At 71.9% G+C, this 22,043-nt stretch carries 18 protein-coding genes and 2 pseudogenes; 7 read left to right on the top strand and 13 right to left on the bottom strand.

The window, feature by feature from the left end; all coding sequences use genetic code 11:
* The first annotated feature begins 1 nt into the window (after position 1).
* The 4 genes from ACZ6NC_RS31580 to ACZ6NC_RS31595 all read left to right on the top strand — a co-directional run bounded on the left by ACZ6NC_RS31580 (position 2) and on the right by ACZ6NC_RS31595 (position 8,767).
* Entirely contained in the window at positions 2-1,078 is a 1,077-nt protein-coding gene (locus ACZ6NC_RS31580) for a LacI family DNA-binding transcriptional regulator (RefSeq protein ID WP_465737274.1), read from the top strand.
* Positions 1,079-1,349: 271 nt separating this feature from the next.
* Positions 1,350-3,791: an endo-beta-N-acetylglucosaminidase gene (locus ACZ6NC_RS31585; protein WP_465737275.1), complete on the top strand. Its 2,442-nt coding sequence runs from the start codon at positions 1,350-1,352 to the stop codon at positions 3,789-3,791.
* 33 nt (positions 3,792-3,824) lie between these two features.
* The gene (locus ACZ6NC_RS31590) at positions 3,825-8,075 is read left to right on the top strand and encodes a glycoside hydrolase family 38 N-terminal domain-containing protein (protein WP_465737276.1); all 4,251 of its coding nucleotides are present in this window, start codon (positions 3,825-3,827) and stop codon (positions 8,073-8,075) included.
* Positions 8,072-8,767, top strand: coding sequence for a DUF7158 domain-containing protein (locus tag ACZ6NC_RS31595; protein ID WP_465737277.1), 696 nt, complete (start codon positions 8,072-8,074; stop codon positions 8,765-8,767). Before ACZ6NC_RS31590 ends, ACZ6NC_RS31595 begins: the two co-directional genes overlap by 4 nt.
* Before the next feature lie 168 nt (positions 8,768-8,935).
* Here ACZ6NC_RS31595 and ACZ6NC_RS31600 read toward each other — a convergent pair whose 3' ends face one another.
* A complete protein-coding gene (locus tag ACZ6NC_RS31600) occupies positions 8,936-9,448 on the bottom strand; it encodes a GNAT family N-acetyltransferase (RefSeq protein WP_465737278.1) in 513 nt (170 codons plus the stop codon).
* Positions 9,445-10,698, bottom strand: coding sequence for an XRE family transcriptional regulator (locus ACZ6NC_RS31605; protein ID WP_465737279.1), 1,254 nt, complete (start codon positions 10,696-10,698; stop codon positions 9,445-9,447). The genes ACZ6NC_RS31600 and ACZ6NC_RS31605 overlap by 4 nt, the downstream gene beginning before the upstream one ends.
* A 211-nt stretch (positions 10,699-10,909) precedes the next feature.
* Between ACZ6NC_RS31605 and ACZ6NC_RS31610 the strand changes: the two genes are divergently transcribed.
* The gene (locus ACZ6NC_RS31610; protein ID WP_465737280.1) at positions 10,910-11,401 is read left to right on the top strand and encodes an ATP-binding protein; all 492 of its coding nucleotides are present in this window, start codon (positions 10,910-10,912) and stop codon (positions 11,399-11,401) included.
* A 32-nt stretch (positions 11,402-11,433) separates the two neighbouring features.
* Here the strand turns inward: ACZ6NC_RS31610 and ACZ6NC_RS31615 are convergent, their stop codons facing one another.
* From ACZ6NC_RS31615 to ACZ6NC_RS31645, 7 genes and pseudogenes are all read right to left on the bottom strand, one after another.
* Entirely contained in the window at positions 11,434-12,210 is a 777-nt protein-coding gene (locus ACZ6NC_RS31615; RefSeq protein ID WP_465737281.1) for a MerR family transcriptional regulator, read from the bottom strand.
* A gap of 351 nt (positions 12,211-12,561) precedes the next feature.
* Positions 12,562-13,140 carry a dihydrofolate reductase family protein gene (locus ACZ6NC_RS31620; RefSeq protein WP_465737282.1) on the bottom strand — a complete coding sequence of 193 codons (579 nt, stop codon included), beginning with the start codon at positions 13,138-13,140 and terminating at the stop codon, positions 12,562-12,564.
* Between the two features lie 38 nt (positions 13,141-13,178).
* The gene (locus ACZ6NC_RS31625; protein ID WP_465737283.1) at positions 13,179-13,772 is read right to left on the bottom strand and encodes a TetR/AcrR family transcriptional regulator; all 594 of its coding nucleotides are present in this window, start codon (positions 13,770-13,772) and stop codon (positions 13,179-13,181) included.
* A 108-nt stretch (positions 13,773-13,880) separates the two neighbouring features.
* Positions 13,881-14,990, bottom strand: a complete 1,110-nt coding sequence (locus ACZ6NC_RS31630) for a serine hydrolase domain-containing protein (RefSeq protein ID WP_465737284.1) — start codon at positions 14,988-14,990, stop codon at positions 13,881-13,883.
* 222 nt (positions 14,991-15,212) lie between these two features.
* Positions 15,213-15,719, bottom strand: a complete 507-nt coding sequence (locus ACZ6NC_RS31635; RefSeq protein WP_465737285.1) for a carboxymuconolactone decarboxylase family protein — start codon at positions 15,717-15,719, stop codon at positions 15,213-15,215.
* Between the two features lie 76 nt (positions 15,720-15,795).
* On the bottom strand, positions 15,796-16,155 hold the full coding sequence (locus ACZ6NC_RS31640; RefSeq protein ID WP_465737304.1) for a nuclear transport factor 2 family protein: 360 nt from the start codon (positions 16,153-16,155) through the stop codon (positions 15,796-15,798).
* Between the two features lie 33 nt (positions 16,156-16,188).
* A pseudogene (locus ACZ6NC_RS31645) lies at positions 16,189-16,455 on the bottom strand (muconolactone Delta-isomerase family protein); the annotation flags it as partial.
* Between the two features lie 362 nt (positions 16,456-16,817).
* Here ACZ6NC_RS31645 and ACZ6NC_RS31650 point away from each other — a divergent pair.
* On the top strand, positions 16,818-18,386 hold the full coding sequence (locus ACZ6NC_RS31650) for an APC family permease (RefSeq protein WP_465737286.1): 1,569 nt from the start codon (positions 16,818-16,820) through the stop codon (positions 18,384-18,386).
* Positions 18,387-18,411: 25 nt separating this feature from the next.
* On the opposite strand, the gene ACZ6NC_RS31655 is transcribed toward ACZ6NC_RS31650, so the two are convergent.
* Together ACZ6NC_RS31655 and ACZ6NC_RS31660 are read right to left on the bottom strand one after the other, a co-directional pair.
* Entirely contained in the window at positions 18,412-18,825 is a 414-nt protein-coding gene (locus tag ACZ6NC_RS31655) for a MarR family winged helix-turn-helix transcriptional regulator (RefSeq protein ID WP_465737287.1), read from the bottom strand.
* A gap of 32 nt (positions 18,826-18,857) precedes the next feature.
* On the bottom strand, positions 18,858-19,733 hold the full coding sequence (locus tag ACZ6NC_RS31660) for an NAD(P)H-binding protein (protein WP_465737288.1): 876 nt from the start codon (positions 19,731-19,733) through the stop codon (positions 18,858-18,860).
* Positions 19,734-19,845: 112 nt separating this feature from the next.
* Between ACZ6NC_RS31660 and ACZ6NC_RS31665 the strand changes: the two genes are divergently transcribed.
* Positions 19,846-20,343 carry a MarR family winged helix-turn-helix transcriptional regulator gene (locus ACZ6NC_RS31665; protein WP_465737289.1) on the top strand — a complete coding sequence of 166 codons (498 nt, stop codon included), beginning with the start codon at positions 19,846-19,848 and terminating at the stop codon, positions 20,341-20,343.
* 45 nt (positions 20,344-20,388) lie between these two features.
* Here ACZ6NC_RS31665 and ACZ6NC_RS31670 read toward each other — a convergent pair.
* Together ACZ6NC_RS31670 and ACZ6NC_RS31675 are read right to left on the bottom strand one after the other, a co-directional pair.
* Positions 20,389-20,616: pseudogene (locus tag ACZ6NC_RS31670) on the bottom strand (family 1 glycosylhydrolase); the annotation flags it as partial.
* 47 nt (positions 20,617-20,663) lie between these two features.
* A complete protein-coding gene (locus ACZ6NC_RS31675; protein WP_465737290.1) occupies positions 20,664-21,977 on the bottom strand; it encodes a cytochrome P450 in 1,314 nt (437 codons plus the stop codon).
* Between the last annotated feature and the right edge of the window lie 66 nt (positions 21,978-22,043).

Raw genomic sequence — 22,043 nt, forward strand, 5'->3', positions numbered from 1 at the left:
CGTGGGCAGACCGACCATCGCCGACATCGCCCGCCAGGCCGGTGTCTCCAAGGGCGCGGTGTCCTTCGCGCTCAACGGGCGCCCCGGGGTGAGCGAGGCGACCAGGGCCCGGATCCTCCGGGTCGCCGAGGAGATGAACTGGCGGCCGCACAGCGCCGCCCGCGCCCTGGGCGGCGCCAAGGCCGACGCGGTCGGCCTGGTGATCGCGCGCCCGGCCCGCACCATCGGCGTCGAGCCGTTCTTCAGCCAACTGCTCTCCGGCCTGCAGGCCGTGCTCTCGGCCCACTCGGTCGCGCTGCACCTGATGGTGGTCGAGGACACCGCCGCCGAGATCGAGGTCTACCGGCGGTGGGCCTCCGAACACCGGGTCGACGGCTTCATCGTGGTCGACCTCCAGGTCCGCGACCCGCGGCTGGAGGTCCTGGAGGAACTCGCGCTGCCCGCCGTCGTGCTGGGCGGCCCCGGCAAGGGCGGCGGACCGGTCCGGATCTGGGCCGACGACCGCGAGGCGATGCTCTCGATCGTCGACTACCTGGCCGCCATCGGCCACCGCCGGATCGCGCACCTGGCCGGCCTGCCGCACTTCCAGCACACCCAGCGCCGGATCCGGGCGCTGCGCGACGCCTCCAGGCGGCTCGGCCTGGAGGAGGCGCTCTCGGTGCCGACCGACTTCAGCGACGCCGAGGGCGCCGCCGCCACCCGCACCCTGCTCTCCCGCCCCCGGCGCCCCACCGCGATCGTCTACGACAGCGACGTGATGGCGGTGGCCGGGCTCGGAGTGGCCGGCGAGATGGGCGTCGCGGTGCCCGGCGAGCTCTCGATCGTCTCCTTCGACGACTCGGTGCTCGCCCGGATCGTGCACCCGCCGCTGACCGCGCTCAGCCGGGACACCTTCGCGCTGGGCGAGCAGGTGGCCCGGAGCCTGCTCGCGGTGGTGGACGAGACCGGCCCCGGACGCGACCTGCAGATGCCCACCCCGCGCCTGACCGTCCGGGAATCCACCTCGCCGCCGGGGCCCGGATCACCCTCCGGGGTGGCAGTTGCGCGGACCGTTGACACGGGACCTGAACCGGTTTAGCCTCGCAGCGCCGAGCGGGGCCCGCTCGGTGCGCCACCGCGGGCGGAAGGCCGGCGAGCCGCCCAGGGGAAACCACTCCGCGCCGCGCCGTGGGCCGCGGCGCGAACGGCCGGCACCGCGCCACCGGGCGCTGCCGCACGCCCGCGTCCGGCCCGGTCACCGCCTCCGCGGCACCCCGCCCCCACCTGTACAGCGCCACCCACGCACATGCACCCGGGCCGCCCCGCCGCGGCGGCCCCACCCACCTCCTCCGCTCGATCGGAGCCACCGCATGTCACGACGCATCCCCCTGCTGCTGAGCGCCGCCCTCGGGGCCGCCGTCCTGGGCGGCGCACCCGCCGCCCACGCCGACACACCGGCCGCCCCCACGGCCGCCACGGCCGCAACCGGCACCCAGCCGTACGCCTCGTACTGGTACCCCAACACCATCCTGAACTGGGACCCGGCCACCGACCCGGACGCCCGCTTCAACCGCTCCCGCGTCCCGCTCCAGCCGCGCACCAGCGACCCGGCGCTCAAGGCCAACCCCAACGCCCGGGCCGGCGAGGGCAAGGTGGCCTCCCTGGTCTCCTTCGGGCCGACCTCCAATAACCCCTCCCAAGGCTCCGCCGACCCCAACTACTACGCCTTCGGCTACTGGCAGTACGTCGACAAGCTGGTCTTCTGGGGCGGCTCGGCCGGCGAAGGGCTGATCCTCGCCCCCAACCCGACCGTCATCGACGCCGCCCACCGCAACGGCGTCAAGGTCTACGGGACGGTCTTCTTCCCGCCCGCCGCCTACGGCGGCCAGCTCCAGTGGGTCCGCGACTTCGTGCAGAAGTCCGGCACCCGCTACCCCGTCGCCGACAAGCTCGCCCAGGCGGCCCAGTACTACGGCTTCGACGGCTGGTTCATCAACCAGGAGACCGGCGGCGGCGATTCGGCCCTCGCCGGCGAGGTCCGCAACCTCATGCAGTACACCAAGGCGCAGAGCTCCACCGAGTTCATGTGGTACGACGCCATGACCGAGTCCGGCTCGGTGAGCTGGCAGAACGCGCTGACCTCCGCCAACGACTCCTTCCTCCAGGAGGGGAGCAGGCGGACCGCCGACTCGATGTTCCTCAACTTCAACTGGAGCTCCGGCGGCCTGGATTCGTCCCGCACCCTGGCCCGCGGCCTCGGCCGCAGCGAGTACGACCTCTACTCCGGCATCGACACCGAGGCCAACGGCTACAACACCTCCGTCGACTGGAACGCGCTCTTCCCCGCCAACAAGCCCCACACCACCTCGCTCGGCCTCTACCGCCCCGAGTGGACGTGGAAGTCCGCCACCGACCGCGCCGACTTCTACGCCAAGGACTCCCGCTACTGGGTCGGCGCCAACAACGACCCCTCCAACACCGCGACTTCGTCCAGCTGGAAAGGCCTCTCCAGCTACGTCGCCGAAGCCTCGCCGATCACCGCCAAGCCCTTCGTCACCAACTTCGACGCCGGGCAGGGCGACTTCTACAACGCGGCCGGCACCCGGGTCGCCGGCGGCGGCTGGAACAACCTCTCGCTCCAGGACGTCCCGCCCACCTACCGCTGGCTGGTCAGCTCCACCGGCTCCAAGCTCACCCCGTCCATCGACTTCACCGACGCCTACGAAGGCGGCTCCTCACTGCGCCTCACCGGCACGCTGGACGCCGCCAACACCGTCCGCCTCTACCAGAGCAAGCTGCCGGTCGCGGCCGACAGCAGACTCTCCGTCGTGGTGAAGACCCCGGCCGCCGGGGCGACCAGGCTCAAGGCCGCGATCTCCTTCACCGACGCGCCGACCAGCTTCACCACCCTCGACCTGGGCGCCAACTCCGGCACGGGGTGGGAGCGTCACACCCTCGACCTCTCCGCCTACGCCGGCCGCACCATCGCCCAGATCGGACTCCAGGCCGACGGGTCCGACCCTGCCTACGACGTGAGAATAGGCCAGCTCGCCGTCTACGACGGGACGGTGGACGCGCCCGGCGCGCCCAGCGGCCTCACCGTGCTCGGCGCGAGCGACGTGGTGGCCGGCACCAGCCAGTCGCTGCGGCTCTCCTGGACGGCCCCGGCGAGCGGCTCCGTCCACCACTACGAGGTGTACCGGCGAAACGCCGCCGGCACGCGCACCTTCCTCGGCGCGACGCCGTCCGACGCCTACTTCGTGAACAAGCTGGACCGGGCCGGCGCCGAGAGCAGCACCACCGTCGAGGTCGAGGCCGTCTCCACTGAGTACGGCCGTTCCACCGCGGCCACCACCACGGTCTCCTGGACCGGCACCCCGCCCACCGGCGGCAACCTGGCGCTCAACCGTCCGGCTACCGGCTCCGGCCAGTGCAACGCCAACGAGACCCCGGCCAAGGCGGTCAACGGCACCGTCAACGGTGGCAACGGCGACAAGTGGTGCACCACCACCTCGGCCAAGTGGCTTGAGGTGGACCTCGGTTCGGCCAAGCCGCTCTCCAAGTTCGTGGTCAAGCACGCCTCGGCCGGCGGTGAGAGCACCTCCTACAACACCCGCGACTTCTCGATCCAGACACGCAACTCCACGAGTGACGCCTGGACCACCGTCACCACCGTCACCGGCAACACCGCCGGCACCACCACCCACCCGGTGACCACCACGGCCCGCTATGTCCGCCTGGTCGTCACCAAGCCCACCCAGACCACCGATCCCGCCGCCCGCATCTACGAGTTCGAGGCCTGGGGCGCGTAGCTCCGCCGTTTCTTCGTGAAAGGACCCCACCCCGTGCCGGTCACCATCACCGCCGTCGAAAGCACGGACCTCTTCACCGGCCCCGAGGACGCTCCGCGCCAGCTGCTGCGCGTGACCCTCGACGGCCCGTCGGCCGCCCGGATCACCGTCACCGGCCCGGGCGTGCGCGGCGAGGCAGCCGGCACGGGGCTGGTCGAAGTCCCCCTGGAGATCACCGGCGCCGCGCCCGGCGCGCGGCTGCCGGTCACCGTGACCGCGGACGGCTCCGTGACCGCGGACGGCTCCGTGACCGCGGACGGCTCCGCGGCCGGGGGAGTCGTCGAAGCCGAGGGAGTCGTCGAGGTCGCCGAGCCCGGCTGGACGATGTTCATGGTCTCGCACTTCCACTACGACCCGGTCTGGTGGAACACCCAGGCCGCGTACACCTCGCCGTGGGAGCTGCTCTCCGCCGACGCCACCACCCGGCCGCTCTGGGAGCGCAACGGCTTCGCGCTCGTCGACGCGCACCTTGACCTGGCGCTGCGCGACCCGGTGTACAAGTTCGTGCTCGCCGAAGTCGACTACCTGAAGCCCTACTTCGACCAGCACCCGGAGCGCCGGGAGACGCTGCGGCTGCTGCTGGAGCGCGGCCAGGTCGAGCTGGTCGGCGGCACCTACAACGAGCCCAACACCAACCTGACCGGCGCCGAGACGACCATCCGCAACATCGTCTACGGCATCGGCTACCAGCGCGACATACTCGGCGGCGACCCGCAGACCGCCTGGCAGCTCGACGTGTTCGGCCACGACCCGCAGTTCCCCGGCCATCTCGCCGCCGCCGGGCTGACCGGCAGCGCCTGGGCGCGCGGCCCGTTCCACCAGTGGGGCCCGATCCAGAAGAACTTCCGCGAGGCCAAGGACGACGCCCGGGTGATGCAGTTCCCGAGCGAGTTCGAGTGGATCGCGCCCTCCGGCGACGGCGTGCTGACCCACTACATGCCGCACCACTACTCGGCCGGCTGGTGGATGGACTCCTCCGCCGACCTCGCCACCGCCGAGCAGGCCGTCTACGAGCTCTACCGCAAGCTCAAGCCCGTCGGCGCGACGAAGAACCTGCTGCTGCCGGTCGGCACCGACTACACCCCGCCGAACAAGTGGGTCACCGAGATCCACCGCTCCTGGGCCCAGAAGTACCTGTGGCCGCGGTTCGTCTGCGGCACCCCGCGCGACTTCCTGGACGCCGTCCGCGCAGGGCTGGCCGCCGCCGGCCGCCGGCCCAGCCCGCAGACCCGGGACATGAACCCGGTCTACACCGGCAAGGACGTCTCCTACATCGACACCAAGCAGGCCCAGCGGGCCGCCGAGGTCGCCGCCGTCGACGCCGAGAAGCTGGCCACCCTCGCCACCGTGCAGGGGCTCGGCCGTTACCCGGAGGCCGCGCTGGACAAGGTCTGGCGCCAACTCGCCTACGGCGCCCACCACGACGCCATCACCGGCTCCGAGTCCGACCAGGTCTACCTGGACCTCCTCGGCGGCTGGCGGGAGGCGTACGACCTGGCCGCCGCCGTCCGCGACAGGGCGCTGGAGGTTCTCACCGGCCGGATCGACACGACGGGCCCCGGCACCGCCGTGGTCGTCACCAACACCCTCTCCTTCGACCGGACCGACCTGGTCACCGTCCGGCTGCCGGAGGGGCAGCGGTCGGTCCGGGTGCTGGACGACGGCGGCTCCGCCGTGCCGAGCACCGTCGACCGGGGCACCCTGCGCTTCCTGGCCGCCGACGTGCCGGCGCTGGGCTGGCGGACGTGGCGGTTGGTTCCCGGCCCGGAGGAGGACACCGCCTGGTCCGCCGCCGACGGTCACACCATCGCCAACGCCCGCTACCGGGTCACCGCCGACCCCGCTCGCGGGGGCGGTCTGACGTCCGTTCACGACCTGCTCCATGAGCGTGAGTTGATCCGCGCCGGCGGGATCGGCAACGAGGTGCGGGTCTACGAGGAGTACCCGCAGCATCCCGACTTCGGCGAAGGCCCCTGGCACCTCGTCCCCAAGGGCCCCGTGCGCGGCTCCGGTGACGAGCCCGCGAGCGTACGCCGGGAGACCGGCCCGCTCGGCGAGCGGCTGCTGATCGACGGGACGGTGGACGGCGTCCGGTACGAGCAGACCGTCACGCTCTGGCGCAGCATGGACCGGATCGACTGCCGCACCCGGGTGGTCGACTACTCCGGCGCCGACCGGCTGCTGCGGCTCCGCTTCCCGGTCGACCTGCCCGGCGCGCTGCCGGTCAGCGAGGTCGCCGACGCGGTGATCGGCCGCGGTTTCGCCCTGCCCGACGTCGACTCCGCCGAGGCGCCCTGGACCCTCGACAACCCCGCCAACACCTGGTTCGGCCTCGGCGCCACGGCGCGCGTGCTGCTCACCGACCAGGCCGGCGCACCGCTCGGCGAACGCGCCCTCGGCGTCGCCGAGGTGGTCGTCCCCGACCTCGACGCCGCGGCCGACGCCCGCGACCTGGTCGTCGCGCTCGCCCGGGTCGGCGTCACGGCCACCACCTCCGGCGCCGACTGGGCCCGCTACGGCTGGCTGGACGTCGACTCCAACCTGCCGGACTTCCGCATCGTCCTCGGCGGCCCGGACGTCAACGACGCGGCACGGGAGTTGATCGAGCGCGCGGGCGAGGAGTACGCGAGCGTGCTGAAGACCCACGGCGCCGTCTGGGTGCCCGCGCTCACCCCGCTCGCCGAGGTCTGGCAGCCCGGCGCCGACCTTCGCGACCTGCGCGCGCTGCCCGCCCTCGTCGTGACGGACCCTGCCCCGCTCACCCGCGACCTGGCCGATGCCCGGATCACCGCCGTCTGCCCGGGTCCCGTCCATGCGTCAGAGCAACTCGCCGACCACACCGTCGGGTTGCTCAGCTTCGGCCTGCCCGGTTTCGCCGTCGACGCCACCGGCGCCCTGCACCTCTCGCTGATGCGCTCCTGCACCGGCTGGCCCTCCGGCGTCTGGATCGACCCGCCCCGGCGCACCCTGCCCGACGGCGCCTCCTTCCAACTCCAGCACTGGACCCACGAGTTCGGCTATGCCCTGGTGGGCGGCGCCGGGGACTGGCGGGCCCAGGCACTGCCCGCGCAGGGGCAGGAGTTCAACCACCCGTTGTACGCCCGGCTCGCCCCGGCCCAGGACGGCCCGCTGCCCGCCACCCTCTCCTGGCTGCGGGTCGAACCGGCCCGCGAGGTGCTGGTCGGCACGGTGAAGCCGGCCGGGAACCCGATCGCGCACGGATCGGCCGCGCCGGCCGGCGGCCGACTCACCGTCCGGCTGGTCGAATCCACCGGCCTGGGGCGCGCGGCCGTCCTCGGCGGCGCCCTCGGGCTGACCGACCTGCACCGCGCCGACCTGCTGGAACGGCCGCTCGGCCCGGCCGACCTCGACCTCGCGGGCTCGCAGATCGCCACCGTCCTGGCCCGGCCGAGCGTGACCTCCGACCCGGCCGACCCGGCTGGCCCGGTGCTCGGGGCCGTCGCCGAGGCGGCCCAGCCCGTCCACGCCCGCTACTGGCTGCACAACCGGGGCCCGGCACCGCTCGGCTACCTGCCGATGTCGGTCGGCGTCTCGCCCGGCCTGCTGCGGACGGCGGGGGAGCCGGTCCCGATCTCCGTCGCCCTCTCCTCGCAGCTGCGGGACGCCGCCGTCGAGGGGACGGCGCTAGTGCTGCCGCCCGAGGGCTGGACGGCGAGCCTCGGCGCCCGCCCCTACCGGCTGGAGGCCGGCGGCCACCTGCGGTTCCCCGTCACCCTCACCCCGCCGTCGGACGTCGAACCCGGGCTGTACTTCGCGGCCGTCCGGATCGCCCACGACGGCCAGGAGATCGAGGACGTCGTGACGATCGCCGTGGGCGAGGTCCCTGACCTGCTGCCCGTCGCCGGTGACACCCCTGAGGACTGGACGGCCGCCCAGGGCACCAAGGCGACCACCGGCCGCGACACCGGCCTCTCCGTCACCGTCTCCGACGAGACCCTGCGCGTCACCCCCGGCGGCCGCACCACCCTCGGCCTCACCCTCACCAACCGCACCCGCGGCGAGATCCGCGGCGAACTGCAACTCGTCTCCCCGTGGGGCACCTGGGAGGCCATCGCCGCCCCGGTCCGAGGCTTCACCGTGCCCGCCCGATCGTCCTTGGCCGTGGACTTCGAAATCACCGCCCCGGAATCCACCGACCCCGGGTCGTACTGGGCCCTCGCCAAGGTGATGTGGTTCGGTCGCTGCCAGTACGCCCCGACCGTCGCCCTGGAGGTGCAGGCATGACACTCGGCCTGCTCGACGGTCAACCCCTCCCACGTACGGCCCTCGACCACCGCCTCGCCGCCCTGCGCGCCGGCCCGCGCGCCACCGCCCTGCCGCAGCCCGGCAGTTCGGAGGACCGGCAGCTGACGCGGTGGGTCGCACAGGTGCTGCTCACGGAAGCCTTGTGCGAGGCGGTGGCTGCCGAACGGAATCTGCCCGTCGGAGCGCTCGGCCCCGTTCACCTCGACCAGCAGGCTGCCGTCGAACTCGGCTCCATCACGGCCGCCGCCTACGAGGGCAGCCCGGCCGTCCGCGCCGTCTACGAGGCGGTCACCGCCGACATCGAGCCCTCGCCGACCGACGTCGCCCACTACCGCACCCTGACCGCCCGACCCACGGCGGTCCGCTGGCGCCTCGCCCTCCCCGATGGGGAGGTGGAGGCCGACCCCGACACCCTTCCGAGGGCGCTCACGGAAGCGCTCCGCGCGGCGCCCCCGGGCGAGTGGGTCACCGTGGGCCCGTGGAAGGCGGCCCTCCTCGCCACCATGGCCGCAGCCCGGAGCGACGATCCCACCCCCACCCTCCGCGAAGCCGCCCGCCGAGTGGCCTTCGTCCGCTGGCTCGACCGGGAGCGCGCCCAACGCCTCACCCTGGTCGAGGGCTTGGAACACCCCGGCGACCCCGCCCAACCGGACAACCACCACCGCCACTGAGAACGCCCGATGGACGCCCGCCGCGCTCGCCCGAGCGCGGCGGGCCAAAACTGCCTCGGATGCGCCTCGCATCGCCGTCGGGTCTTCGGATGCCGGCGTGACCGGACAGGGACTGCGGCGGCTTGGTGTCGGCCGGCAGCTGTTGCACGGCGGCTCATGCTGATCGGGTCACCGAAGGGTGCGGACCATGACGGCGTAGAGCGGAGCGTCTTCGAATGGACGGTGCTCTCCGACCTTTGTGTAGGCCCAGCGCTCGTACATCGCCTGGACACGAGGGTGGGTGACGTCGACGTAGAGCACGGCCAGGGCCTCGTCCTGTCCGGACAGCAGCGCATCGTGTGTCTGCTCGGCGATGCCCAGCTTCCGCCAGGCGGGGCGCACCATGATCTCGGACACGGCGAACGTTGACGTGTCGGAGGGCGGTGGCATGTGCTGGCGCCACCACTCGCGGCCGTCTTCCAGCGGGGCGCCGTAGCTGTAGCCAACCGGCTCGTCGTCGTCGTAGGCCATGACGCAGCTGTAGCCGGGCCGGGACGTCCAGTGCTTGGCGAACCAGGGAAAGCGTTGGACGAAGGGGTCGTCGCCTTGGTCCCGGTAGGCGTCCGCGTGGACGTCGATGAGCGACTGGATGTGGTCGGCGGGAACGCTCCCGGCCTCGTAGCGGCGGAGGGCTATCGTCACTGAGTTTCTCCCTGTGCGTGGACCCGGTCGGTCCACTCTCGCGTAGCCGCCGAGGTCGGTGCGAGGGTGATCAGGCCGCGGTGGAAGTCGCCGAGGAGGGTGCGCAGCCTCGGCGGAAGCGGGTCGGAGCCCATCAGCTCGTACACGCTGGTAGCAGTGGCGGTGGCCTGTTCGACTTCTCCCTGTCCGAGCTGGGCGAGCGCGAGGCGGGCGGTGGCGGACGCACGGTTGCGGCGGAACTGTGGGGGGATCCCGGCCAGGGCGCGATGTGATGAGCCCTCGGACTCTGCACTGTCGTTGAGGTGCTGGTGGACGACGGCACTCAGGGCGAACAGTTCGGCCGGCCCGTAGAAGTCGGTCCATGTCGGACGCTCGCGGCTGTCCGCCCGGCCCAGCGCATCACGGGCGTGGCCAAGGCAGCGCAGGGCGGCCTGCCGGGCGCCTGCAGTGGAGTGGGCAATGGCGGCCCGGGCGTGTGCGAGGGAGGCGAGGAACGGGTCGCGGCGGGCTGCCCGGGCGTTCTGGGCTGCCCGGGCGGCCGACAGGGCAGCCGCAGGCCTGTTGCGTTGGTAGCCCACCATGGAGAGGCAGTTGAAGACCCGCATTGCTGTGACGTGGTCGTTTCCGAGGCCGGCTAGGCGCAGAGCCGTCTCGAAATGCCGCTCGGCGTCGTCCAAGCGGCGGTCGTCGATGCACGAGAACGCGGCCGTGGCGGTGTAATCGGCAGCGAGGCTGTAGAGACGTCGCTGGACGCCGTCGCTGATCGTCCTGTCGACCTTGCCGAGTGCCTGGTTGGCGCCGGTCAGCGCGGCGACCTCAAGTGATCCGTGTCCGCCGCGGTGGTCATCGAGAGCGGTGAGGGTCTTGAGGCTCTCCTTGAGCCGGTCGACGTCGGTGTGACCGACGGCCTGGCCTCGGGAGGCGATGGCGGCCGGGAGAGCAGCGGCGGCTGATACGGCGAGGAAGTTGCGGCGGAGCACGGGTTCCTCCGGCGGTGCTTGGGGCTGGGCGGTGCGGGACGGAATGAAGCCGAGTTGCTCGGGCGTGCGCTTCAGCGTGCGTTCGAGCGCGATCCTGATTCTGCCCTGAGGCCATCGGGACTGTCCGGACAGCCAGGTTGCCACTGTCCGCACCGAGAGCGTCCCCGGGCACCCGAGGGCAACGAGTTCGGTGTTGACCAAGCGCGCCAGGTCGGCCCGCGTGAGCCCCAGATCCGCCATCACGGCGCGCAGTTCGGGATTGTCTCCCATGCGCTCAGAGTATCCCGATGGTCACTGGGCGCACATGTGCCTATGTAAAGGGATGCCCAAGTTTTCCCTCGGGACGTGGTCGCGGCGGCTCGGTTTTTCACTCGTCGTGGGCGAGGAGGTGGAGTTGAGTGAGCGTCAGTACAGGGTGGGTGCCCATCGGGATCCTGTTGCCGTTTGCGGCTGCTTGCCCATGCCCGGTGATGGAGGAGCAATGGGGTCGAACATGATCGTCAGCCCGCTCAGGACCGCTCGGTTTCCGGTGCCCCTGGGCTGGGGTGTCCCGCCGGACGCGGCGGCGGTCCCGCCGGCGCGGCGGTTATTGGTGGCGATCGTCCGGGCCTGGGATATGCCCCTGTCCGCAGACACGCTGCAGGAGTTGGAGCTCTGTGCGAGCGAGGTGATCGCGAATGCGATGGAGCACGGGAAGGCCCGCTGCACGGTGACCGTTCGCCGGGTGGGCGAGCGGCTGCGGGTCGAGGTGGCGGATCCCGGTCCGACTCTCGAACGGCGTGCGGCGGACCCGGATGCGACCAACGGACGTGGGCTGATCCTGGTCGAGGCGCTGGCCGACGCCTGGGGCTGGGGCCCGGCGCAGGCAGGCAAGGTCGTGTGGTTCGAATTCCTGGAATCCTGCGAGGCGCCGTGCCCCACGTACGGGTGGGGCACGGCGCAGGACCTCCGCTCCCTACGGTCGGTGGCGTGACCAGCCCGGGACCGTCCGGTCCACGCCTTCCGTCATCGATGTGGCATGGGTACGCCGGCGGAGCGGAGTTTGGCCTCGGTGAGGGCGGTCAGGCGGGCCGAGATCGGGGCCTGGTCCTCACGGTGGTTGTTGATCAGCTTGTACTGGGTGGAAGCCCTGCTCCAGGCCCGCAGGCTGGTGGGACTGCCCAGCAGCGCGGGGTTGGCGAGGTAGTGGTCGGCCATGGCGGTCGCGAGTTCCTCGATCCTCGGGTCGTCCGGGTCCCAGGCCTCGGCCTCGTGGCCGCGCTTGGCCAGGTCGATGTACCCGGGGTCGTCGAGCCGGTGTTCGAGCTGGGTCAGGAAGCCGTCGAAACCCTCCGGCACGAGTGCCCGGGCCAGCACCAGGGCGTCGCGTTGCGCGGCCACGTAGTCGGGACCGAAGCCGAGGCCGGGCATCCGATCCAGGATCGTGCAGGCGCGGTCGGGCAGCAGGGCCCGGTCGCCGTCGGCGAGCCGGTGCAGCGTGTCGCGGCGCGCGACCAGGTCCGCGATCCGATCGGTGAGCTGCCGCTCGACGTCGGCAAGGGAGGCGGCGAACTGCTCGGTGTCGGCGTCGAGCAGAGGCCCGATCTCGGCCAGCGGTACGCCGGCGGTGGCCAGTGTCCGCACCTGGACCAGCCGCAGCAGCTGGTCCGATCCGTACCGTCGGTAGCCGGAGCTGTCGCGTTCCGGCTCCTCGACCAGGCCGAGCTTGTGGTAGTGCCGCACCGACTTCACCGTGACGCCGACGAATGCCGCCGCCTGCCCGATCGTGACTCCGTTCATCATCTGCTCAGCCTGCCTTGCGTTCGGGGCCGGTGTGGCCCTGGGGCGTTTCCTGTTCGTTGCATGACGGGTGCTCAGTCCACCGGCCAGGTTTTGTCCGGTCGATCACGTGCGGAGCCAGATGGCCGGCGCGGCTGCCGTGGCTCGCGTCGAGGAGGCGGGGGACGCGCTTGTCGTACGTTGCCTCCAGGGCACTGATGTTCTTCAGTTGTTGTCCACCCGCTCCGGCGGCGGACCGAGTCGCATCTCAGGAATGCATCGACCTGGTCCACGAGTTCTCTGGAGCCAGTCGCGGAGTCACGGAGTCGCGGAGTCGCGGAGCGGGCCACTCGGTTGCCTGCGGGGGCTCCGGTCTCAGCCCTGGTCTGCGGTTGTAGGCCCTTGGTCGACGGCGTAGGTCGTCTGCACGAAGCCGGCGCCGAGCGCGCGGGTCTCGCGGTGGCTGAGGTCGACGTCGTGGTCCAGGTGGCCGAACAGGGGAATGCCCGCTCCCAGCAGGACCGGGGCGGTGGTGATGATGAGTTCGTCGAGGATGCCCTCGCGCAGGAACGTCTGCACCATCTGTCCGCCGTCCACGTACACGTTCTTCGCGCCCTCGGTGGTCAGGCTTTCCAGGAGTGCGTCCAGGCTGCGGTGGACGGTGACGTTCGCGTCCTGCGTCGTCAGCCGGGTGCTCAGGACGGCCACACGCTTGCCTTCGTAGGGCCAGAAGTCGAAGGTGAGGATCTTCTCGTAGGTGTTGCGGCCCATCACCAACGTGTCGATGCCGGCCATGAACGCGTCGTACCCCATGTCACCGGCTTGCGCGCCACGCTCGTTGAGCCAGTCGATATCGCCGTCCGGGCGGGCGATGAACCCGTCCAGGCTTGTGCCGATGTAGACCAGGGTACGGAAGGCGCGCTCGGGGGCTTCGGGGGCGGTGGTGGCAGTCATGAGGGTCTGGCTCCTTGCCGAGCAGGAGAAAACGGGGGTCATGGGGTGAGGCGGTGGGGGGCGAGAACGGCGTCCAGGGCGGCGCGCTGCCGTTCGGCGAGGGTGCCTTGCCGGTCGACCGCCCAGAGCACGGCGGCGCCCGTCGTCGTGGCGTGCACCGTTGCGGCCAGGGTGGTGGTGTCCGTGTCCGGCCGCAGTTCGCGCGCGTCCTTGGCGTGATCCAGCAGCTCGCCGATCCAGTGGGACTGCGTCCGCTGGGAGGCGAGGGCGCAGTCACGGAACTGTGGGTCGTCCAGATCCGCGCACAGGAAGGCGAGATGGTTGGCGAACGTCTCGGGGCTGGTGGCCGCCGCCCAGGTTTCGATGACCAGTGCCGCGAGCGCCGCCAGCGGGGAGTCGTGTTCGGCGCGAACACCCTCGTACAGCGCGTTGGCATCGTTCGCCGTGTGCTCGGCCAACGCCAGCAGCAGACCGCGCTTGGATCCGAACCGCTGCACCAACGTGCCGGGCACCAATCCGACCTCCCGTGCCAGCAGGGCCAGTGTCAGCTTGGCCGGGCCTGTGCGGCCCATCACGTCCACCGCCGCCCGCAAGATCGCCGCGTCATCGATACCTCTTGGGCGCCCTGCCATCGTCCACACCTCCGATTAATAAATGCCTGTTCGTTTATTAAAGCGGGGAGGGCCACGCAGGGCAACCCATCAGGCAGTGGTGATTTGCCGGGTCGGGGCTGACGCGCACTACCGGGCCGGACCGGCCTGCCCGCCGCAGAACACCTCGTCGACGAGCCGCCGTTGGGCGTTCTGGAACGCTGCCGCTATGGACACGTCGGCGTCGTCCACGTAGTTCAGCCCGGCGGTGAGGGTCGTGCTGCCGTCGGGTGTGCTGTACATCAGCGATGCCGAGCCGATGGTGGCGCCGTTGTGGTGGAAGACGGTGCCGCCGGGGGCCGTGTCCTGCGCGAACACTCCCAGGCCGTAGCCGATCGTCGCCTCCGGCGTGCGCATCTCGGCCAGCAGCTCGGCCGGCAGGAGCCTGCCGCCCATCAGCGCGGAGAAGTAGGTGTGCAGATCCTGAGTGGTGGAGATCATGTCACCACCGCCCCCGACCCAGGAGGGGTTGTGGCGGGTGACGTCGATCGTCTTCTCCTGCCCGGCGTCCTCGTAGCGGTAGTAGCTGTGGTGGTGCGGTTCGGGGATCTCCGGCGAGGTGCCCGGCGCCACGGTGCCGGTCATCCCCAGTGGCCCCAGCATCAGCCGCTGCAGCTCCTCGGAGAACGAACGGCCGGTCACCTTCTCGATCACCAGTCGGGCCAGCACGTAGTTGGTGTTGGCGTAGCTCCAGCCCGCCCCCGGCGCGAACCGCGCCGGCTTGGACAGCGACAGCCGTACCAGCTCTTCGGGCTGGTAGGTCTTGAACCGGCTGTCCACCCACTCCTTGCCCCGCCAGGGGATCCCCAGCACGATCGTCCCGTCCTCGTAGAGCTCTCCGGTGTGGTTGAAGATCCCGCTGGTGTGCTGCAGCAGCATCCGCACCGTGATCCGCCGGTCGAGGCCGAACTCCGGCAGGTAGTCGTCGGCCGGGGTGTCCAGGCCGATCCTGCCCTCGGCCACCAGCATGAGCACCGAGGTCGCGATGAAGTTCTTGGTGGTGCTGCCGGTGCGGAAGTGACCGTTGGTCAGCGGCTTGGCGCTCCCGCCCAGCTCGCGCGCCCCGGCGCTGCCGACCCACTCGCCCTGCTCGTCGTTCACCCGCAGCTGTACCCCGACGAAGCCGGACTCGACGATCTCCTCGATCGCCTGCTTCAGCTCCGGACGATCCTGTCCCTGGTCGGAAGAGGTGATGGACATGGTGCTCCTTCGCATCGGTCGTGCCCGACTCGGCGTCGGGCCGTTGCGACGAGCTTTCACCCTGACCCAGGGTCAACCTCAACTGTGCTCCGGATCACAGCTCTCTTCGAAGGGGGTCTTCGGCGTGAGCGGTGGGAGACGCCGTCACCGCCGCTGGTCGGCGACAGGCGTGCCGGTCGGCCCGCCGAGCCGGTTGCTCGGCGGCCCGGGTCGGGTCGTGCGTTACGCCCAGGGGTCGGTGAACGACCGGCCGGGGACCGGCTTGGCGATGAGGGCGATGGCGGTGAAGAAGTTGACCTGGCCGATGGCGGCGGTCAGGGTGGTGAGCGCCTTCGGGTCGTAGTGCTCGGCGACCTGGGCGTACAGCTCGTCGGACACCCGCTCACCGTGCGCCGACGGCTGGAGGACGGCCTCCGCCAGGGCCAGGGCGGCGCGCTCGGGGCCGGTGAAGTACGGCGAGTCCTGCCAGGACGACACCGAGGTGATCCGCTCCTCCGTCTCCCCGGCCTTGCGGAGGAATCCGGTGTGCAGGACGGTCAGGTAGGTGCTGCCGGCGATCTGGCCGGCCCGCAGCTGGACCAGGCTGATCGTGGCGCGTGGCACCGAGCCGTTGCCGGTGGCCTTGAACAGGGCTGCCGAGACCTCGGCCAGCTCGGGGACGAGCTGGACGGGGTCCTGCTCCTGCCGCGGGCGCAGCGGGATCTCGGTGGTGATCGAACGGGTTTCCATCGCCGTGTTCCTCTCGGGTTTCACGTTGCTGTTACCGGTCCGACGGATCGCGGCGATGGATTGTGACGGCGGGCGGTCACGGGATTTGCGAGACCTGATAGTGGGCGATGGACCAGCCGTCGGTGGAGCGGCGTAGCAGGGTGCCGAGGTAGACGGTGAGGGTGGGGCGGTCGGTGAAGGCGAAGTCGACGCTCTGGTAGCCGAGAAGGAGGTCGGGGGCGAGCCGGCGGGTTTCCAGGATGCGGTAGGTGGCCGTCATCCCGAGGGGCTGGGAGTCGTAGTACTCGGCGATGCCCGGCCGTCCGACGCTGTACGGGTGCAGGCCCTGGAAGATCGCGTCCTCGCTGAAGCAGGCCGCGACCTGCTCGGGCTCGTGCGCGTCGACGGCGGCTTTCCAGGTGTCCAGTACCTCGCGCAGGACGGCTTCGTCGCTCATCGGTTCCCTCCCGCGCCGGGGGTCGCTCGGGTGCGGCGACAACGGGGTGACGGTGTCATGCCGCCACACCCGCAGCGGCATCGACGCGAGTACCTGCTCCAGCCGCTCCGCGTCGGGTGCGCTGAACAGCCCCCAGGTGCGCCACTCGCCGGGTGCCAGGGGAGGCCGCCAGAGCCGCAACAGACTTCCGTGGTCAGCCAGTTCGCCTGCCCGGGCGGCCTCCCGGGCCCGGATGTCCGTCACCGCCTCCTCCGATGTGCCGTCGGGGACGGTGGTCACCATGTCGACCAGGAACTCCATGGGGATCCTTTCGTTCGTGTGACTCGGAGTATCGAGGGCTCCGCGACCGGGGCCAGAACGGCGCGCCGCTCACTGCGGGGTGGCGTGGGGCGGCTCGTCAACTGGGGCTGTGCAGCCGGCAGCCGGTCCTGTGGACGGTCTCGATCGGCTCCGGGGCGCCGAATCGTCGGCGTGGGGGTGGTCGCCGGCCGTCACCGTCCGGGGCCGGGCGGTGTTACTACGGGCTGCCGCGCCGGCTCACGCTGTGTACTGGGCGAGCCCGTGGGCGTCGCCGGCAGTATCGTCGGTTCCAACGGGAATCGTCTCGGCCCCATGACTGCGTCCGGCCTGCTCGGGTGCATCAGGGGGAGGAGGTGGGAGCGGTGCCGCACTCCTCCAATGGTCCGGCCCCGGCTGTCGCGCCTGGTGCGACCGGCTCGGGCGCGGGCGAGAAGGGGCTCAAGACCGGCGCGCTCGGCCTGGTCTCCTCCGTGGCCATCGGCCTGGCGTCGACGGCCCCCGCGTACAGCCTTGCCGCGACGCTCGGCATCATCGTGGTCGGTGTGGGGCTCCAGGCCCCGATCATCACCGTTCTGGCGTTCGTCCCGATGCTGCTGATCGCCTACGCCTACAAGGAGCTCAACGCCTCCGACCCGGACTGCGGCACCACCTTCACGTGGGCCGCCCGGGCCTTCGGGCCGCGTACCGGGTGGATGGGCGGCTGGGGCATCGTCATCGCCGACATCATCGTCATGGCGAACCTGGCCCAGATCGCCGGGGTCTACGGGTTCCGGCTGTTCGGCCTCGACTCGCTGGCCGACAGCACGCTGTGGACGTCGATCGCGGGCGTCGTCTGGATCATCGTGATGACGGCGATCTGCTACGTGGGCATCGAGCTCTCCGCCTTCCTGCAGCGCTGGCTGCTCTCCATCGAGGTGGTGATGCTGGTCCTGTTGTCGATCACGGCCCTGGTCAAGGCCTACGGCAGCAGTCCGCCCGCCACGGCGGTCCATGTCAGCGCCTCCTGGTTCAACCCGTTCAACATCGCCTCGACCGGCGCCTTCACCGCCGGCATGCTGGCCGCGGTCTTCATCTACTGGGGCTGGGACACGGCCGTCTCGGTCAACGAGGAGACCGCCGACGCGAAGCGCACGCCCGGACGGGCGGCGGTCATCTCCACAGTGCTGCTCCTGATCATCTACACCCTGGTGTCCACCTCGGCGCTGGCGTTCGCGGGTGTCGGCACGGAGGGCATCGGGCTGGGCAACGAGGAGAACTCCGGCGACGTGCTGTCCGGCCTCGGTGATGCGGTCTTCGGGACGGCGGGGTTCGGCGGGTTCCTCAGCAAGCTGCTGATCTTCATGGTGCTGACCTCCGCCGCGGCCTCCACCCAGACCACCATCCTGCCCACGGCCCGTACCGCCTTCTCGATGGCCGCGCACAAGGCGATCCCGGAGCCGTTCGGCCGGGTGCACCCCCGCCACCTCACCCCGACGTGGTCGACCGTGGGCATGGGACTGGCGTCCATCGCCTTCTACGTCCTGCTGACCGCGATCAGCGGCAACGTGCTGGCGGACTCCATCGCCTCGGTGGGGCTCGGCATCGCCTTCTACTACGGCCTGACCGGGTTCGCCTGCGTCTGGTACTACCGGCGGGTCCTGACCAGGAGCGTCAAGGACTTCGTCCTCAAGGGGCTCTTCCCGTTCGCCGGCGGCGTGATGCTGCTCTACTTCTTCTGCTACGGGGCCTTCGACGTCTACGCGGACCCGGATTACGGCGCGACCTCGATCGATCTGCCGTTGTTCGGGGAGACCGGTGGCGTGACCGTCATCGGCATCGGGGCCCTGGTGCTGGGCGCCGTGCTGATGCTGGTCCAGTGGGCGGTCCAGGGCTCCTGGTTCCGCCATCCCGACGTCCCGGTGACCGCCGCGGACCCGGCCGACGCGCCGTAGCGGGTGCGGCCGGCACGGGCCCGGCCTACTGCCCCGGCCCGGTCTGGAGGTTGTGGGTCATCCGCTCCAGGACGGTGACGGCGGTGCGGTACTCCTCCGGGGAGATGCCGGCCGTCGACAGGGCGCGGAAGGCGTCGACGCGTACGGCGACCTCGGCGAGGCGGGCGCGGCCGTCGTCGGTCAGGGCGAGCCGGGCGGGCCCCGGGCGGGCCGCCCAGCCGTCGGCGAGGACCTGTGCGACGGCGGCGGTCAGGGCGTCGGTGTCCGCGTTGGCGGCGAGCACGGTGTGGACGTCGGCGTCGGTGGCCTGCGGGTCGTCCTCGACGACGTTGAGGACCTGCCAGGCGAGCCTGGTGAGGCCGAACTCGGCCAGCATGGCGTTCATGTGGCCGGTCAGGGCCTGGTCGGTGCGGCTGAGCCAGTAGCCGATGGGCTTCATGTGGTGCTCCTGAGCAGGTGGGGCGGGTCGGTTCAGCGCGCGGTGGTGAAGGCGGCGGCGTTCTCGCGGGTCCACTGGCGGTAGGTGCGGGCGGGCCGGCCGAGGAGGGTCTCGGTGGTGTCGGCGATGGCGGCGGGCCCGTGGTCGGCGGCCTGCCAGAGGTCGAGCAGGGAGGAGACCATCGGCGCGGGCATGTGGCGGCCCATCTGCTGCTCCGCCTCGGCGCGGGTGATCCGCTCGACCGGGATCTCGCGGCCGAGGGTGTCGGCGAGGACGGCGAGCTGCTCGCGGAAGGTGAGCGACTCGGCGCCGGTCAGGGTGACGGCGCGGCCGGTGAGGGGGTCGCCGGTCAGGGAGCCGCCGGCGGGGGCGGCGCCGGTCAGGGCGGCGACGGCGATGTCGGCGATGTCCTCGGGGTGGATGGGCGCGATGTGCGCGTCCGGGTAGGCGAGCTGGATCGGCATCGAGTTGCCGATGAACCAGGCCCAGCCGAGGGAGTTGCTGGCGAAGGCGTCCGGGCGCAGGAAGGTGCAGGTGAGGCCGGAGGCGGCGAGGGCGCGCTCGACCTTGAGGCTGTGGCTCGCCAGCGGGTCGTTCTCGGCGTCGGGGCCGAGGACGGAGGACGAGGAGAGCAGCACGACGTGTTCGACGCCGGCGGCCTCGGCGGCCTTGACCAGCTCGTGGATGCCGGCGGGCTCCGGGTAGAGGAAGACCTGGCGGACGTCGCGCAGGGCGGCGGCGAAGGTCTCGGGCCGGTCGAGGGCGAGTTCGGCGACCTCGACGCCGGCCGGGACGGTCAGGTCGGCGGGGGTGGCGCTGGCGGCGCGGACGGTGTGGCCGGCGGCGTGCAGGCGGTCGATGACGGCCTGGCCGACCTTGCCGCGGGCGCCGGTGATGAGGACGGTCATGGGGTGCTCCACTCGGTTCATTCGTTGCTGTAGACATATGCATGCTGACATGCATGCAATTTCATGTCAACACATGTCTTCGGCGAGGCATCCATCCGGATACGATGGGGGCATGACGAAGCACGAACCGAAGACGGCCGACGAACTGCTCGACGCCGTCGGCCCCGCGTTCGGGAAGCTGCGGCGCTCCTCCCTCCTGGAGGTCGAGAACCCGATCTCCCAGAAGGACCTCAGCCGCACCCTGGTGCTGAACATCGTCCTGGCGGCCGAGCAGGACGAGGCCCGGGAGGTCACCGTCGGCGGGGTGGCCGAACACCTCGGCGTCGACCCGTCGGTGGCCAGCCGCATGGTGACCGACTCCATCACCGCCGGCTACCTGGTCCGCGCCGCCTCCCAGCAGGACGGCCGCCGCACCGTCCTCCACCTCAGCCCCGCCGGCCGGGACTTGATGGCCCGCTTCCGCCGGCACCAGCGCTCCGCCTTCGAGCAGGTCACCGAAGGGTGGACCGAGCACGAACGGCTGGAGTTCGCCCGCCTCATGCTCAAGTACGTCGCCGCCCAGGAGGGCCTGCGCCAGCGGGTCGCGGGCGGCCGGGACGCCGGTCGCTGAGCCGTCCGGGGCCCGGCGGGGGGAGGCCGGGCCCCCCGGGGGGCACCGCCCCCGGTGGGCGGCGACGAGCCCGGCGTAGCGCCGGCCGCTGGTCTTGACCGTGCGGCGCTGGGTGGCGCAGTCGACGTGGACGAGGCCGAACCGCTGGTCGTAGCCGTACGCCCACTCGAAGTTGTCCAGCAGGGACCACGCGAAGTACCCGGCCGGCGGGGCGCCCCGGGTGACGGCCCGGGCGCAGGCGGCCAGGTGCTGTTCGAGGTAGGCGGTGCGCTCCGTGACGCCGCCCCGGCCGTGCCCACCCGGGCACGGCCGGGCTCTGCTCAGGTCAGCACCGCCGGGGTCGGCCCGTCCGGGCGGACGGTGATGCTGTAGGCGGCGCCGGCGGGCACGCTCAGCAGGCGCGGCGAGTACGCCGGCAGGAGGAGCTCCAGCACGGCCGTGGTCTCGCGCACCGCGAACTGCGTGCCCAGGCAGGCGCGGGCGCCGAGACCGAAGGGGTAGTAGGCGCCGAGGTGCGCCGGGCGGGCGCCCGGGGTGGTGAAACGGGCGGGGTCGAAGCGCTCGGGGTCGGGCCAGAGCGCCGGGTCGCGGTGGGTGAGGTAGGGGGAGAGCAGCAGGTCGGTCCCGGCCTCGACGCGGTGGCCGGCCAGGGTGTCGGCCTCGGTGGCGTGCCGGGGGAGGATCCAGGCGGGCGGGTAGAGCCGGAGCGTCTCGCTGACCAGCGCCTGGATCGCCTCCCGTCGCTCGGGCGAGCCCTCGGGGCCGGCCGCCAGCGCCCGGGTGCGGGCCTCGGGGTGGCGGTCGAGGAGGAGGAAGAGCCAGGTCAGCGTGGTGGCGGTGGTCTCGTGCCCGGCCACCAGCAGGGTGACAAGCTCGTCCCGGATCAGCGTGTCGGTGTACTCGGGGTGCTCCTCGCCGGCGTCCAGCAGCACCCGCAGCAGGCCGTCGCCGGCCGGGTCGCGGCGGGCGGCGTCGATCGCGGCGTGTGCGACGGCGTCGATCCGGGCGAGGTCCTCGGCGACCGCGTCCCGGCCGCCGCCGCCGTCGGCGGGCAGCGTCGGAAGCGCGGCCACCACCCGTGCCACGGCGGCGAGTTCGCGGTCGGCGTGGTCGTCCAGCGGACGGCCGGTGAGGGCGCGCCAGATGGTGTCCAGCGCGAAGTGCCGCATCTCCTCGCCCACGTCGAACTGCTCCCCGGTACGGGCGTACCCGGCCCAGCGGTCGGCGGCGTGGCGGGCGGCCTCGGCGATCCGCTGCTCGTAGCGGCGCATCCCGGTGCCGGTGAACTGCGACTGCAGCATGCGCCGTTGGCGCTTCCAGGCGTCGCCGGCAGCGGAGAGGACGCCCTCGCCGGCCAGCATCCGGGCCCGGTGCGAACGCTTGACGTAGCGGTCGGGGTGGCGGCCGAGCACGTGCTGGACGGCCTCCGGGTCGGTGACCACGACGGTCGGCTCCGGTCCGAGCCGGAACGCGGCGACACCGCCCAGCTGCCGGTGCGCGCGGGCCAGCAGCTCGACCAGGTCGGCCTGTTCGGCCCGCCACTGCGCGACGGCCTCGGGCGCCAACTCGGGCACGGGCCGGGCCACGCCGGGGGCGGGCGGCGGGACGGGGACGGGGTGGGCTTCCGTGGCCACGGGGACTCTCCTCGATCGACCGCTGGGGCGGGACGCGCTGCCTGGGCCGACTGTACGTCAGTGTCC

The organism is Kitasatospora sp. NPDC041988 (assembly GCF_055588525.1).

Coding starts and splice junctions, on each gene's coding strand:
- ACZ6NC_RS31640 (WP_465737304.1), bottom strand. CDS start 16,155: ATGAGCGACGAAGCCGTCCTGCGCGAGGTACTGGACACCTGGAAAGCC.
- ACZ6NC_RS31585 (WP_465737275.1), top strand. CDS start 1,350: ATGTCACGACGCATCCCCCTGCTGCTGAGCGCCGCCCTCGGGGCCGCC.
- ACZ6NC_RS31595 (WP_465737277.1), top strand. CDS start 8,072: ATGACACTCGGCCTGCTCGACGGTCAACCCCTCCCACGTACGGCCCTC.
- ACZ6NC_RS31655 (WP_465737287.1), bottom strand. CDS start 18,825: ATGAAGCCCATCGGCTACTGGCTCAGCCGCACCGACCAGGCCCTGACC.
- ACZ6NC_RS31605 (WP_465737279.1), bottom strand. CDS start 10,698: ATGGGAGACAATCCCGAACTGCGCGCCGTGATGGCGGATCTGGGGCTC.
- ACZ6NC_RS31630 (WP_465737284.1), bottom strand. CDS start 14,990: ATGTCCATCACCTCTTCCGACCAGGGACAGGATCGTCCGGAGCTGAAG.
- ACZ6NC_RS31625 (WP_465737283.1), bottom strand. CDS start 13,772: ATGGCAGGGCGCCCAAGAGGTATCGATGACGCGGCGATCTTGCGGGCG.
- ACZ6NC_RS31610 (WP_465737280.1), top strand. CDS start 10,910: ATGGGGTCGAACATGATCGTCAGCCCGCTCAGGACCGCTCGGTTTCCG.
- ACZ6NC_RS31660 (WP_465737288.1), bottom strand. CDS start 19,733: ATGACCGTCCTCATCACCGGCGCCCGCGGCAAGGTCGGCCAGGCCGTC.
- ACZ6NC_RS31635 (WP_465737285.1), bottom strand. CDS start 15,719: ATGGAAACCCGTTCGATCACCACCGAGATCCCGCTGCGCCCGCGGCAG.
- ACZ6NC_RS31620 (WP_465737282.1), bottom strand. CDS start 13,140: ATGACTGCCACCACCGCCCCCGAAGCCCCCGAGCGCGCCTTCCGTACC.
- ACZ6NC_RS31665 (WP_465737289.1), top strand. CDS start 19,846: ATGACGAAGCACGAACCGAAGACGGCCGACGAACTGCTCGACGCCGTC.
- ACZ6NC_RS31615 (WP_465737281.1), bottom strand. CDS start 12,210: ATGATGAACGGAGTCACGATCGGGCAGGCGGCGGCATTCGTCGGCGTC.